15 protein-coding genes are annotated in these 13,511 nt (G+C 62.5%); 12 read left to right on the forward strand and 3 right to left on the reverse strand.

The features are described 5' to 3' along the window. Nucleotides 1–125 precede the first annotated feature (125 nt). The 12 genes from ACZI8R_RS16195 to ACZI8R_RS16250 all read left to right on the forward strand — a co-directional run bounded on the left by ACZI8R_RS16195 (nucleotide 126) and on the right by ACZI8R_RS16250 (nucleotide 9,001). Nucleotides 126–485 carry a hypothetical protein gene (locus ACZI8R_RS16195; protein ID WP_463380674.1) on the forward strand — a complete coding sequence of 120 codons (360 nt, stop codon included), beginning with the start codon at nucleotides 126–128 and terminating at the stop codon, nucleotides 483–485. A gap of 32 nt (nucleotides 486–517) precedes the next feature. After that, nucleotides 518–1,666 (forward strand): putative T7SS-secreted protein, encoded by a 1,149-nt coding sequence (locus ACZI8R_RS16200; protein ID WP_463380675.1) that lies wholly within the window; start codon nucleotides 518–520, stop codon nucleotides 1,664–1,666. A 404-nt stretch (nucleotides 1,667–2,070) separates the two neighbouring features. Continuing rightward, nucleotides 2,071–2,304: a hypothetical protein gene (locus tag ACZI8R_RS16205; RefSeq protein ID WP_463380676.1), complete on the forward strand. Its 234-nt coding sequence runs from the start codon at nucleotides 2,071–2,073 to the stop codon at nucleotides 2,302–2,304. Nucleotides 2,305–2,917: 613 nt separating this feature from the next. Continuing rightward, complete coding sequence (locus ACZI8R_RS16210; protein WP_463380677.1) at nucleotides 2,918–3,130, forward strand: hypothetical protein; 213 nt, start codon at nucleotides 2,918–2,920, stop codon at nucleotides 3,128–3,130. A 64-nt stretch (nucleotides 3,131–3,194) separates the two neighbouring features. Then, nucleotides 3,195–3,581, forward strand: coding sequence for a hypothetical protein (locus ACZI8R_RS16215; RefSeq protein ID WP_463380678.1), 387 nt, complete (start codon nucleotides 3,195–3,197; stop codon nucleotides 3,579–3,581). A 118-nt stretch (nucleotides 3,582–3,699) separates the two neighbouring features. After that, a complete protein-coding gene (locus ACZI8R_RS16220; protein ID WP_463380679.1) occupies nucleotides 3,700–4,002 on the forward strand; it encodes a hypothetical protein in 303 nt (100 codons plus the stop codon). A 191-nt stretch (nucleotides 4,003–4,193) separates the two neighbouring features. Next, nucleotides 4,194–4,496, forward strand: coding sequence for a hypothetical protein (locus ACZI8R_RS16225; protein ID WP_463380680.1), 303 nt, complete (start codon nucleotides 4,194–4,196; stop codon nucleotides 4,494–4,496). 437 nt (nucleotides 4,497–4,933) lie between these two features. Beyond that, complete coding sequence (locus ACZI8R_RS16230) at nucleotides 4,934–5,266, forward strand: hypothetical protein (RefSeq protein WP_463380681.1); 333 nt, start codon at nucleotides 4,934–4,936, stop codon at nucleotides 5,264–5,266. Next, the gene (locus ACZI8R_RS16235) at nucleotides 5,263–5,622 is read left to right on the forward strand and encodes a hypothetical protein (RefSeq protein ID WP_463380682.1); all 360 of its coding nucleotides are present in this window, start codon (nucleotides 5,263–5,265) and stop codon (nucleotides 5,620–5,622) included. The genes ACZI8R_RS16230 and ACZI8R_RS16235 overlap by 4 nt, the downstream gene beginning before the upstream one ends. Nucleotides 5,623–5,742: 120 nt before the next feature. Then, nucleotides 5,743–6,114, forward strand: a complete 372-nt coding sequence (locus ACZI8R_RS16240) for a DUF3054 domain-containing protein (RefSeq protein WP_463380683.1) — start codon at nucleotides 5,743–5,745, stop codon at nucleotides 6,112–6,114. A 40-nt stretch (nucleotides 6,115–6,154) separates the two neighbouring features. Next, the gene (locus ACZI8R_RS16245; RefSeq protein WP_463380684.1) at nucleotides 6,155–7,627 is read left to right on the forward strand and encodes a peptide MFS transporter; all 1,473 of its coding nucleotides are present in this window, start codon (nucleotides 6,155–6,157) and stop codon (nucleotides 7,625–7,627) included. Between the two features lie 33 nt (nucleotides 7,628–7,660). Beyond that, nucleotides 7,661–9,001 carry an NAD(P)/FAD-dependent oxidoreductase gene (locus tag ACZI8R_RS16250; RefSeq protein ID WP_463380685.1) on the forward strand — a complete coding sequence of 447 codons (1,341 nt, stop codon included), beginning with the start codon at nucleotides 7,661–7,663 and terminating at the stop codon, nucleotides 8,999–9,001. A gap of 9 nt (nucleotides 9,002–9,010) precedes the next feature. Here ACZI8R_RS16250 and ACZI8R_RS16255 read toward each other — a convergent pair whose 3' ends face one another. The 3 genes from ACZI8R_RS16255 to ACZI8R_RS16265 all read right to left on the reverse strand — a co-directional run bounded on the left by ACZI8R_RS16255 (nucleotide 9,011) and on the right by ACZI8R_RS16265 (nucleotide 13,264). After that, a complete protein-coding gene (locus ACZI8R_RS16255) occupies nucleotides 9,011–9,748 on the reverse strand; it encodes a sulfite exporter TauE/SafE family protein (RefSeq protein WP_463380686.1) in 738 nt (245 codons plus the stop codon). Between the two features lie 33 nt (nucleotides 9,749–9,781). Beyond that, nucleotides 9,782–11,461 carry an NTF2-like N-terminal transpeptidase domain-containing protein gene (locus tag ACZI8R_RS16260; RefSeq protein ID WP_463380823.1) on the reverse strand — a complete coding sequence of 560 codons (1,680 nt, stop codon included), beginning with the start codon at nucleotides 11,459–11,461 and terminating at the stop codon, nucleotides 9,782–9,784. A 96-nt stretch (nucleotides 11,462–11,557) separates the two neighbouring features. Beyond that, complete coding sequence (locus tag ACZI8R_RS16265; RefSeq protein ID WP_463380824.1) at nucleotides 11,558–13,264, reverse strand: penicillin-binding transpeptidase domain-containing protein; 1,707 nt, start codon at nucleotides 13,262–13,264, stop codon at nucleotides 11,558–11,560. Nucleotides 13,265–13,511: the final 247 nt, after the last annotated feature.

A 13,511-nucleotide genomic window follows, 5' to 3' on the forward strand; every position in this document is an offset into this window, starting at 1 on the left:
CGCACGGCCACTTTCGCAGTGGCCGTGCGCTTTTCGTTGTGCACCCGACTCCCCTTCGCGGCCGAGGCAGTGACGAAAGACGCTGTTGTACTGTGATCCCGACATAATTGCGGCCGGGGGGATTTGTGGCGGACGAGCTATATCTGGATATCGATGCCTTCAGTGGGCTCATCAGCACACTCGATACGGCGGCCGAGGACATGACTTCGGCGAACAACAGACTCGCTGACACCGACGGCAGCGACCTCGGGTCGACTCCACTCGACAACGCGGCAGAGAACTTCCGGAACAAGTGGAAGTACGGCATCGAGAAGATCGCCGACGCCACCGAGAAGATGGTGGACGGCCTCGAACTCACCCGTGACCTGTATGCCGAGCAGGAGCGCATCAACGCAGGAACCCTCGACGCGGTCGGCACTGCCCTCCCCGAGCCGTCTGCACCGAGTCCAGAGCCCGCGCCCAGATCCACCTTGGACTTCGGATGACGCGGCCCGGCTTCGGTTTTCCGCGAGGCCCGATGCCGAGCGCCGACTACCCGAGCATCGGATTCAACCCGGCTCCGGGGAATGCGGACACGGTCGGACTTCTTGCCACGGAGCTGCGGGAGATAGCGAACAAGGTTCGAGACGCACAGACCGCGCTCACTCGTGTGGGCCATTCCGACGGAATCTGGCGCGGGGAGGCAGCAGACGCATTCCGCGGTGAAGTCGGAGAACTTCCCAAGTATCTGGACGATGCAAGCTCCGGCCTGCAGCAAGCGGGTGTGGCACTCGGCGATTGGGGAGCCGATCTCGAGTCCCTTCAGAAGACCGCCCAACAACTCGAAGACGAGGCCCGCGCCGCGCGTCAGCAGGTGGCGCGGGCAGAGTCGGATCCTGGTCTCGACGAGGCCGGACGGACGTACACCGATGACGCCCAATTAGCCGCAGCCCAATCACGATTGGATGCCGCGACCGACGCTCTGAATCGTGCGCGCAAAGAACTCGAAGCAATCATCGAGCGCGCACAGCGGCTCTTGCAGCAGCACATCGAGCTTGCAAACCTCACGGCCGAGGCTCTGAACAAGGCCTGCAGCAACGCTCCCGAAGAGGGCTTTTTCGAAGCCCTTGGCAATGCCCTCGACGCGCTCGTCGACGGCATCACCGACCTCGCCGCTGACATCTGGCAGTTCATCAAGGACAACGCCGACCTCATCAACGAGATCTCGAACGTGATGTCGACCCTCAGTACTGTCGTCGGCGTCGCAGCCTTGGCGTTCGCGTGGGCACCTGGCGTAAATCTGGCATTGGGCGGTATTGCGCTTGGGCTATCTGCAGCTGCACTTGCCGGCCATTCACTCGCGAAGGCCGCCGGAGCCGATGTCACCTGGACAACTATCGCCATGGACGGTGTCGGCGTGGTGACGGGGGTTGCCGGCACCACCATCGGATTGACCGCTAAGGGGCTGAAAGCGACGGGAGAAGGGTTAGCCGAGGTGGCGCCGGCAGCCGCAGACGGATATAGGGCCGCGGCCACTAGTTACGGTTCATTTGGAACAAAATTGGGCGTCGGTTCGGCCGGTGTTGGCGTCGGCGCTCCGTACGCCGTTGACGCAACTGGACTTGAAACGACGTCAGTCTTCCATGAAGACTTTCAGCAGTACCTCGTCCCTAAAGGTGTTGGTTGACCATGCAGGCAGTAATCGAATCAATGAGCGTTCCACCCGGTTTCGGTCGAATCCCTTTGGACTGCAAAGATTCCGAACGTCTTCGTGCAGCGCGGCAGATCGCCGACCTGGCGTCCGACGACACCGCGGGGATTGACGTAGAAAGTATCGCGGACCACGTATCCAGCACGGGCGCTCTTCTCAATTCGTATGGTGCGATTCTCGCGGGAGTTCTGACACTCCCCGGAGGGTCTCCGACCGATACCGGGTTCATGATGCTGTCCCAACACCGGCTGGCGCTCAACGGTCCATCGTTGCCCGACACCAGGTCGAGAACTGAGTACGCGAGTGCATTGATGCAAGAATTGTCCAACAAGGAACCGCTTGCTGTGGTTAGGATTCTGACCCTGAATTGCGGTCCGACCGTGACTGTTACACGAAACGCCGAGTACCGATTCCCACCGCATGTCTCGGCAAGTGGGGAGGAAGCGGTCCTACCGGTGCAGTCGTGGCAAGCGCTGGTGCCAACCCCCGACGGCAAGGCTCTGGTAGTCCTTGACGTGGGGAGCGGGAAGTCGGAGAACTGGGATTACTTCATCGAACTGGCGGTCGGCAGTATCGAGACCATCCGATTCTCGACGGAAGTAGCGGAGCAATGAATTCGACGGATGTATGGTTCTTCGCCGGCACTCCACCGCCCGGTTCTGACCACGGACAGCTGCCCTGGCCTTTCGTGGTCTTACTAGTGGCATTGGCGATCACCGTGTTCTACCTGTGGACTCGTCGACTGACAGCCGCCGCCAAAGAACAGGACTCAAGTCTCGGCTATCACGTCGTCAACGGTCTCTATGTGGGCGGCGCACAGATCGGCATCACTGGCCCACCCTCTCCAGAGCGAGACGAAAGGATAGTTCGTACCGCGTACGCCAGCGGGTACGTCTACGCGCGCAGATTCAACAGGCCACGATCACTTCAGCCGACCTACGTATTCCGGCGTCTTTACGGTGGTCACACTCCCACTGGGCTTCCGGGCCACGTAACTCCGAATCCAGGGCCGCGGCCCGCTCAGGACGGGCGGTAACTGACCAAATGGGGGCTTTTGTTGTCCTACTGATTGTGCTGGCGATCATCGTGTTGTCCGCTAGCTACAACCACCTCGCGACAAGTTGGCGACAACGGCGTATTCCCAGCCCTGACGTACAGCTCGCTAACATTCGTTCCAAGTTCGCTTCGGGAGACCCGAGTGTCCAGTTCGACCCTCGGAACTTCACCGTGTCCGTCGCCGAGATGAACGGCATAGCGAACTCGAACCGCTACTACTACGCCGGTGAGCGTGGGCGCCCCAATCACATCTCCACGCGCGTCATTTTCGACCACCACGAGATCCCACCATCGATCCCACTACCGCCCAAAGCTTCCCGGTGGGAGCTCGCATTCTTCCGCGGACAGTGGTCCGCGCTTTTCAAGACGAATTCCAATCCATGACGACCTCTCGAGAACACCCGTCCACCCCCGTTATCGGCCGCATTCGGGTCAGTGAGCCGGCCAAATGAGTGAGATGCTCGCCCAAGCTACCGAATCAGACCCGATGCCGTGGATCTTGTGGTTTACCTTTCCCGCCATCGTCGTCATGGGAGTCATGTACGTCGCCGGGAAGCTGCGAGACTTTCGCCGACGAATCCGCCCGGCCGATTTCCAAGCGCAATGGCTGGCCGAACGTTTCGACGGTCAGGTATCAGTCAGCATACGCGCTAACGAAACCCGTTTCACGCCAGTCGAACTGGCAGCGATTGCGTATCAACACGGTTTCGTATTCGGATATGGATACCTGCTCCGCAACTCTGTCACAAGGCACTACAGGTTCAACCGTGTCTTCTGGCCAGCGAAAGCCGACCCTTCGTACGTGACCTCGCCGGAGGCCTATCGTGAGCACTGACACCCTTGCCGCGGTGCAGCCGGGATCCGTTACCTGGAACTTGCTTTGGTGCCTTCCATTCGCGCCTATCGCGGGCGTGTTTATCTACGGTTACTACTCGGTCAAGAGCATCCGCGCGATGGCCGGTCCAATCGTCGAGGAGAACAAGGTCCGGCCACCCCACGTGCCACCGGTAGACGTGGCGAACCACCCGGCCGCAGTGCTGTTCAGCGGAGCCCCGATAGTGTTCACACCGGACACCCAGGGACCAGTGGCCTTGCCGCAGCTGGTGCAGGTCGCTTGGCATTACGGCTACCACTACGTCGGAGATCGCCCGTCGAGGTGGACACGGTACAAGGTCGAGCACGTCTTCATGCGGTCGAGCACGCCCCCGCCACTTCCAATTCCGCAACTCCGGCAACGATGGGGATACGGCCCCTGACTCGAGTGGGCAGACCCGTAATACTGCACACAAATCGACTTCACCGGCGGGATCCCGTTTCTGGACGCGGTTTGTGTGCACTTGGCCCGCATCCAGAACAAGGACCCCGAATGAATTCGATAGTTGCGCAAGCAGGTGGGCCGACGCCTGTCCCATGGGTGCTGTGGCTGTTCGTTCCCATACTTGCCGTAATGGCTGGCGTCTACTTCTATGGGAAGCTGCGCAACTTTCGCAGACGAATTGAATCCACGTCCGTCCAAGAGCAGTGGTTGACCGAGCAGTTCGACGGCCGCATGACTGTGACGCTGCGCGCCAACGAAACCCGCTTCAAACCGGAACAACTAGCCCTGATCGCCTACCGACACGGGTTCGTGTTCGGCCACGGATACCGACCCAATAGATCCATCACGCCGGCATACAGGTTCAACCGTGTCTACTGGCCTGCTGACTCCGACCGTTCGCGCACAAACCTCGGGGCACCTTTTGAGTACTGACACATTGGCCGCGCTCCAGCCAGGCTCCGTTTCCTGGAACCTTGCGTGGTGCATTCCATTCATGCCGATAATCGGAGGGTTGGTCTGGGCAATGGTCCTCATAGCCCGCACCAACTCGGAGATGACGGCAATAATCGAGAACTCCAAATCCAAGATCGGAAACTCGCCTCCTGTCGATGTCGCGACTCATCCCGCAGCGTCAATGTTCGACGGTCGTGCAACCGTCTTCACTCGAGTAGAGCCAGGGACACTGCCACTCCCACGACTGCAGCAGGTTGCCAATTACCACGGATATTATTACGTCGGCGACCGTCCCTCACGGTGGAGAAACCACCAGATCGAACACGTATTCGCGAAGTTGGATACGCCTCCCCCGCTACCGGTCCCTCATCTCGGGCACCCATGGGGCTACGGACCCTGACGGCTGGACTGCACGCGTGAGCACACAGTGGGATTGGCTTCCCCTCACCCTGGGAATGTTGTTTCTCGCGCTCGCAGTAGCGAACTGGGGAATCATCCTGATTCGCCGACTCTCCTCGCAGGCAACCCAGCAACGGTGGCTAGAGAAGAAGTTCGACGGCAAGGAGATCGTCGAGATCTACTCTCCTGCAACCAATATTCCTCCGTACCGGATGGCAGTGACCGCCTACAACTGCGGATACGTGTTCGCGCGCTCATACATGTCGAATCGAGATTTCAACCATACGTATGTGTTTCGCAAACTGTTCGATCCAACGCACATACAACGGCAAGGGCCGGTGATCCAATGATCGTCGCCATCTCCATCGCAGGTTCGGTCATTCTTCTCGTCGTTGGGCCACCCGTCTATCGGCGCTGGGACGCTTCACGCCGGACCTCTCGCGCCCCGTCCGAGCACCAGCAGGATCAGGTCGTCAGCGCAATGTTCGATGGACGTCCGCTGGTGGTGCTCGACCCGCGCAACTTCACGATCGAGGTCGGACGGATGAACGGCATCGCCAATCACTTCGGCTACTACTACATCGGGGAGAAGGGCACGGTCTACGGCAGCACCGAAGTCGCTTTCCAGCGTCTACCGTTCCCTCCGCCGCTCCCCATTCCGCGCAAGGCCACGGGCTGGGCTCCCTACACCCCTCCTCACCCGTAAAACTGCACACAAATCGACTTCACCGGCGGGATCCCGTCTCTGAACGCGATTTGTGTGCACTCAGGCTCGTTCTGCCGAGGCCAGGAGGTGCTCTGGTCCGCGGCAGTAGAGTCGAGCACTGTGAAAAAGTACGCTCCCGCCCTCTTGGTCGACTTCGTGCTGGTCTTGGTCTTCTGCGCGATCGGTCGCCGGAGTCATGACGAGGCCAACGCTCTGACCGGCCTGCTCACCACGGCCTGGCCGTTCCTCATCGGCCTCGTTGCGGGTTGGGGTGCGACGATCGCGCTGTACCGCGAGAAGTTCGATCCGTGGCTACTCGTCCCCACCGGTGTGATCGTGTGGATCTCCACGGTTGTGGTCGGGATGCTGTTCCGGGTGGTCAGCGGACAGGGGACCGCGTTCAGCTTCATTATCGTGGCGAGTACTGTCCTGGCGGTATTTCTGATCGGGTGGCGTGCCATCGCAGGGGCGATCCGGAAACGACGTCCCTAAGATCACACGAACTTCTCGACCAGATGGAAAAGTCTCCCGCATGAGCGACACGATCGATCAGTCCAAGGCGCCCAAGAGCGAAGACCATCGCTTCTTCGGCCAGCCGCTAGCACTCGCCAACCTGTTCGGCGTGGAGATGTGGGAGAGATTCTCCTTCTACGGGATGCAGGGCATCCTGATCTACTACCTGTACTACTCGGTGAGCGACGGCGGACTTGGCATCGCCGAAGCCTCTGCGACCAGCATCGTCGGCGCGTACGGCGGCACGGTCTACCTCTCGACGGTCCTCGCCGCCTGGATTGCCGACCGACTCATCGGCTCGGAACGAACGCTGTTCTACAGCGCGATCCTCGTGATGCTCGGCCATATCGCGTTGGCGGTTCTCCCGGGAGCCTGGGGTGTCGGTGTCGGCCTTGTCCTCGTGGCATTCGGCAGTGGTGGCCTGAAAGCCAACGCCACATCGCTTGTCGGCGATCTGTACTCGGAGAAGGACGAGCGTCGCGACGCCGGCTTCTCGCTCTTCTACATGGGCATCAACCTCGGCGCGTTCATCGGCCCGCTCCTCACCGGTTGGGCACAGGACCACATCGGCTTCCACGCCGGTTTCGCTCTTGCCGCTATCGGTATGGCCCTCGGACTGATCCAGTACACGCTCGGTCGCAAGCAACTGGGCGACATCGGCAGCACTGCGCCCAACCCGCTGCCGAAGAGCGATCGCACCAAATGGATCGGGATCGGCGCTGCCGCAGTCCTCGCGATCGCAGTCCTCTCCGTCACCGGTGTGATCACCGCGGCCAACATGTCGGACCTGGTCGTCACGCTTACGGTCATCGCCGCAGTCGTCTACTTCGGCGTGATCCTGTCGAGCAAGAAGATCACCACCGTCGAGCGCAGTCGTGTGGTCTCGTTCATCCCACTGTTCATCGCCAGCGCCGTGTTCTGGTCGCTGTTCCAGCAGCAGTTCACGATGGTGGCCGTCTTCGCGGACAAGCGACTCGATCGCAACCTGTTCGGCTGGGACTTCCCCGCCGCATGGGTTCAGTCGATCAACCCGGTGTTCATCATCATCTTTGCCGGCGTCTTCGCGGCGGCCTGGACCAAGCTCGGTCCCCGCCAGCCCAGCACGCCACTGAAGTTCGCGGCGGGCACCATCCTGATGGGCGTGGCATTCCTGGCCTTCATCCCGATGGCCGGCGGCGGCCCGAACAGCGCACCGATCCTCGGTCTGGTGGGCATCCTGCTGCTCTTCACTTTCGCCGAGCTTTTCCTCTCACCGGTGGGCCTGTCGATTTCGACCAAACTCGCACCGAAGGCGTTCCACACTCAGATGGTGGCGTTGTTCTTCCTGTCCGTCGCCCTCGGCACGGCAATGGCCGGCACCCTCGCCGGTTACTACGACGAGACCAACGAGGTCCCCTACTACCTGTCGATCGGACTCGGCTCCATTGCCGTGGGCGTGTTGCTTGCCATCGCGACACCGCGTATCAAGAAGTTGATGCAGGGCGTGCACTAGTCGCGAGGACCCAACAGAAAGGGCTCCAGTTCGATGAACGCAGAACTCGATTCGAGATCCCGAACCCGTGTGGTGGTGGTCGGCGGCGGTTTTGCCGGCTTCGAAAGCGCCAGGCGGATCGTCAAACAGGCCCGAAAAGCGAACGTGGACGTATCCGTCACCCTCATCTCGGCCAGCGACTTCATGCTGTACACGCCGCTGTTGCCGGATGTGGCGGGCGGACTGCTCGACCCCAGGTTCGTCGCGGTCCCACTGAGCCAGTCGCTGCCCGGCGTCGACGTCGTCACCGGCCGGGTGAACTCTGTCGACTTCACTGCCAAGACTCTGCACTTCACCGATCAGACCGGCGCCACCGAGACCGAGGGCTGGGATCGACTGGTACTCACGCCCGGGTCGGTCACCCGCTTGTTCGACATACCCGGCCTGGCCGAGCATGCGCGCGGGCTGAAGACCACCACCGAAGCGCTCTACCTCCGCGACCAACTCCTCATCCAGCTCGAACTCGCCTCGCGCACCGACGACGAGGAGATCCTTGCGCAGCGGCGCACCTTCGTCATCGTCGGCGCTTCGTATGCCGGTGCAGAACTGGTCTCCCAGCTGCGCGCCCTGGCGGACGAGACCGCGAAGCAACGCGGGTTCGACCCGACCGAGGTGCGCTTCGTACTCCTCGATGTGGCGACAAAGGTCATGCCCGAAGTCGGAGACAAGCTGAGCGCCAAAGTCCTCGAGGTCCTGCGCGAGCGCAATATCGACGTGCGGTTGGAGACGAGTCTCGAATCGGTCGCCGATGATCACGTGGTTCTCACGGACGGCACGACGGTGCCCACCAGAACGGTCGTCTGGGCTGCGGGCGTCACCGCGAGTCCGCTGATAGGCGAGCTCGGGCTGCCTATCGAGAAGGGCCGGTTGAAGGTCCGGGCAGATCTGTCCGTCGAGGGGCACCCGGATGTCTTCGCGGCCGGTGATGCCGCGGCCGTTCCCGATCTCACCAAGGACGGTGAGAACACGCCACCCACCGCCCAGCACGCGATTCGCCAGGGAAAGGCGCTGGCACGAAACCTGCTCGCCACGCTCGGCGTCGGCACATCGAAGCCGTACAAGCACTCGGACCTGGGGCTCGTCGTCGACCTCGGTCCACGGTTCGCGGTGGCCAACCCACTGGGCGCCCGCCTGTCCGGTTTTCCCGCGAAGGTCGTCACGCGCGGCTATCACCTGCTCTCACTGCCACGCGGGGTCAATCGATGGGCGGTCGGGATGGCTTACCTGACAGACTTGTTCGCCCCGCGCTCACTCGTGTCGTTCGGCAACGTCAGCGGCGACGAAGCCAAGTTCTCGGCGAGCCAAGGGATCCCCGACCCCGAGAAACCCTCGTAGGAATTCGCATCACCTGATCCACAGCCAAAGGGCAAGGCCGAATCCCGCGATACTCACACCCACCCGCAACACGGACGGCGGTATTCGCTTCACCACGGGTGGTCCGCACCAGCCACCGGCCAACGCGCCGACCGCCATCGCTGCGGCGGCCACCCAGTGCACGGGGCCGAAGATCGCGAATCCGATCGCGGCGAACAGATTCGCGATACCCAGCAGAAAGCTCTTGAGGATGGTGGCCCGCCAGATCGTCTCCGACGTGCAGATCAGCGTCAACGCGAGAAAGATGACGCCGGCACCTGCGCCGAAGTAGCCGCCGTAGATTCCGATCACGAAGAGTAGAAACGAGAACAGGCCGGGCATCTCTCGACCACCCGACAGCGTGCGGATCCACGGTTGCAGCAGCAAAGCCAGCGCGGCCAGGGCAACCAGTCCGGGCACCACCGCCTCGAACGACCCTTCGGGTGCCAGAAGCAGAACCACGGCACCGACAACCCCACCAAGAGCCGCATAGACCGCCCAGCGAACAACTTTGGGCCCTGTCGCTGCCACCTCCTTGGTGGAGTTGGCGAGGGCGCCGACGCCCACGGCCACCATTGCGACGGTATTGGTGACGTTGGCGCTCACCGGTGGCAGCCCTACTGCGAGGAGTGCTGGATACGACACGATCGACGCGAGCCCGGTCACGAAGCCGACGAGGCCGGCGAAGAACCCCGCGACGACCAGAATGCCGATATCGAGCAAGCCCACGAACAGGAACCTACCGGTATCGGCTCCGGGGGCTTACTTCTCCGGAGGCTTGGACATCTCGACGAGCAGTCGGTCGGCCATCTTCACCGCGCGGTCGCCGCCATCGGCGTCGGCCACCAGCACTGCGAAGGCGAAGTCACCACGCGAGCCGAAGAACCACCGGTCGTCACCGCTCTCCGCGGTCATTCCCATCAGATCCGGGTGGCCCTTGAGAAACGAACCGCCGCCGCGCGCGATGTTGTCTCGCATCATGTTCCGAAGCTGTTCGTTGACGTCGGCAGGCAGGGCTGACGTCTCGACGTCACTGGTTCCGGGCTGTCCGTGAACGATCATCGGCGCGGGGGCATTTCCGCGCGCGATGGAGGACGCCAGCATTGCCATTCCGAACGGGGTGACCGCTGGGTACTCCCCCTCGGTGTTCATCGCCTGGTCCATACCGGACCCGCTCGACGTGAACACTGCAGTCTGCTGATCGAGACCCGGGATGCGGAAGTTCATACCGAGGCCGAGCTGATTACCCGTCTTCTCGAGATCCTCGGCGGATAACGAGTTGGGATCGACACCCTTCTGCAGCCCGGCAGCCTTCTTCACCAGGTCCAGAGCGTTTCCTGCGGGGTACAGGTGCTCGAATGCCACCGGCCCCTGTTCCATTGCCTGGTTGTTCTGGGCGGCCGCCAGCACGGCGCCTGTCGAGGGTTGCATCGCGACGATCGCCGACGGAGTTCCGGCACTGACCACCGCTTCCTCTGCGGCCAACTGAATGTTCGAGTCGAGGGTCGCAGGAACGTTCGGTCCGGGCGGGCCTTGGAAGCCTGCCTGGCGGATGAGCGTTCCGTCCGGATCGACGACGTGCACGGCCCAACCGGCCGTCGCGTCGCGATTCGCCTGCCACACATTGCGTAGGGGCTCGAGCAGGGGCGTGGTGATTCGACGATCGGCGGTGATCAGGGTGGGCTGTTTGTCGACGACCACACCCGGAATGGCGAATTCGTTTTCGAGGTAGGCGAAGTCCGGGTCGCGGAGCTTCACGGCGACCACACGTTCTCCTGGCTTCTTCGCCAGCTCGGCAAGCATGTACTCGGATGTGACGAGTGGCGCGACCGGCTCGATCACCTTGGCGAGACGGCGCGTGGTGTCCACTGGGTCCGGCATGATGGCCGGATCGAGGGTGATCGCGTTGATCGTCTGCTCGTTCATGAGCAGCTGGTTGGTGTTGTCCATGATCAGCGGCGGAGCTGCATCGGTCCGGTCGTATCGGACAGAGCGCCCGTTCCCGAGATCTGGAGCCATGATCGACGGGTCCCACTGGATGCGCCAGCCGACCGACAACGCGCGGATGCCGCCTTCTACCTGGTAATTCCAGTCCTTGCCCTTACCGAAGTTCCAGTTGGCTCCCATCGTGAAGAAGCCGGAGTTCTCGTTGAGATCCATGAACTGGGTGATGTCGAAGGTCGCGTCCTCGGGGTGCAGGCCATCGAACATCTGCTGGATGACGTCCTCGGCCGCGTTCGGGTACGACGTCAACGCGGCCGCTGCAGCGGCATCACGGTCGTTGAGGGCAGCTGCAAAATCGTCCACCACGGAGCTCGCGGTGGGCTCAGGACGGGTATAGACGTACAACGCGACAACCATTGCGATCACGACAGCAGCAGCCAGGGCGATCACATAGCGTCGACGGTTGTTCAGCGATCGTCCAATCCCCATGTTCACCATCTTGCTTTCAGTCACATCCGTAACAAGCACCGTTTGCCTACGAAGACGTTACGGTTGAGCTACAACTTACCCTCGGTGAGAAATATACCGGCCGGTTCATCTCAGAAAACGCCCGGCAGCCTGCACGGCTGGTACCGAACTGTCACCTCCCCCTACAAATACCGCAAACGCCAGATCATCCTGAATGCCAACGAACCAACCGTGCGCCGGACCCCCGTCGGACTCAGCGGTTCCAGTCTTCCCGATAAGTCCCGGAATGTCCTGCAAGTCGGTCGCCGTGCCGCCCGTGACAGTCTCTCTCATCATCGTCCGCAACTGTTCGGTTACCGCTACAGGAACTGCGGGCGGGGTCTGGTCCGGTGTACCCGGTTGCCCCTGGACCAGCATCGGCGACGGGGCGGACCCGTTGGCGATCGACGCCGCGACCATCGCCATTCCGAACGGCGACGCCGTCACCTGCCCCTGGCCTATTCCGGATTCGACGCGCGCGGCGGGCGTGTCGGCGACAGGAACGTTGCCGGTGACCGTCGTCAGCCCTGGCGTCACGTAGTCGACCCCGAGCCCGAACTGCAGGGCGGCCTGGTGGAGCGCGTCCGGCGGCAGCCCGACCGACAGCCTGCCCATCGTCGTGTTGCACGACTTCGCGAATGCGGTGTGGAAGGGGACCTCACCCAGATCGAACTCGTCGTCGTTCGGAATCTGTCGGCCCTCGATGTTCTCCGTACCCGGGCAGGGAAGGACGGTGTCCGGGGTGACGATGCCGGCCTGCAATGCCGCTGAACTGGTGACCGTCTTGAACGTGGAGCCCGGCGGATAGAGGCCCGTCAGAGCAATGGGCCCTTCGGCGTCGGCCGGAGCGTTCTGTGCGGCAGCGACCACCGCTCCCGTGGACGGACGAATCGCGACGATCGCAGCCTGCCCGGGCAGACTCGCGAGGGCATTCTCCGCCGCCATCTGGCGCGGCATCTCGATGGTGGTGGGGATATTCGGCGCATCCGTACCGGCCTCGCCGGCGACCGTGTCCGTGGTGCCGTCAGCACTGGTCGACTGCACGGCCCAGCCGGCCGAGGCATCCTGACCCTGTTGCCACAACTCGCGCAGCCCGCCGAGGACGGGCGAGGCCAGGTTCTTGTCCACCGTCAGCAAGCGTGTCTGCGGCGCGAGCGTGACGCCCGGGGTCTGCTCGAGCTGTGCCTGAATCGGCGCGATGTCCTCGGGGCGCAACGAGATCGCATTGACCGGTTTGCCCTGCGCTGCGGCGATGTCGGCCCCCAACGATTCGGCGGTGATCGTCGGCGCGATGGGTGAGAGCAGCGACGCGACTGCGGCGGTGTCGGCAGTACCGTCCACGTTCACCACCGTCACCACCTGCTGCTCGAGGATCGGCGCGCTCGAGGCATCCTGCACCTGCGGCGGTTTCCCCGTGGTGGGGGTGTAGCGCAGTGTGGTGTCAGGGGCGAGTCCCGGTGCGAGCACGTCGGGTTTCCAGTCGATCTTCCAGTCGTCGCCCTGCTCCGCTGCCGTGCCACTGGTGGAGTACTTCCACTGCTGCCCTTCCGCGAACGGCCAGGTGACGTCGAGCGTGAAGGAATCGGACTTGTCGTTCGCCTCGGCCGACGCGAACGTGAATGTGCCGTCCTTGCCGAGCCCCTCGTACATCGAGGTGATGGCAGCAGTCGCGGCTTCCGGATCCGTCGTCATCGCGGCCGCTGTCGCGACGTCGTCGTTGTTGAGCGCGTCGGCGAACTGTTGCGCGACGGTGTCCGGCTGGTCGGGGCCGAACAGTCCACAGCCGGTGAGCATCAGCGCCGACGCTGCGGCGAGCACTGTCAGATCCCGGGCCGATCGGCGAGAGTTTCGAGTACGCACCTGCTCGATCATGCCTCAGAGTGTGACGCTTGGCTTTGTTGCCGAAAATCGGTTGCAGCCGATCCGGTGTGCTCGTATCCTTGAGCGGTCCTGATGTCGACGAACGGAGACGGGCACTTGCTCCAGTAGAGGTTTTCACGCGCCCAGCGCACGCCCTGTATCGGCGTGCACACGTGCCGCA

This window comes from Rhodococcus huquni (assembly GCF_055231055.1).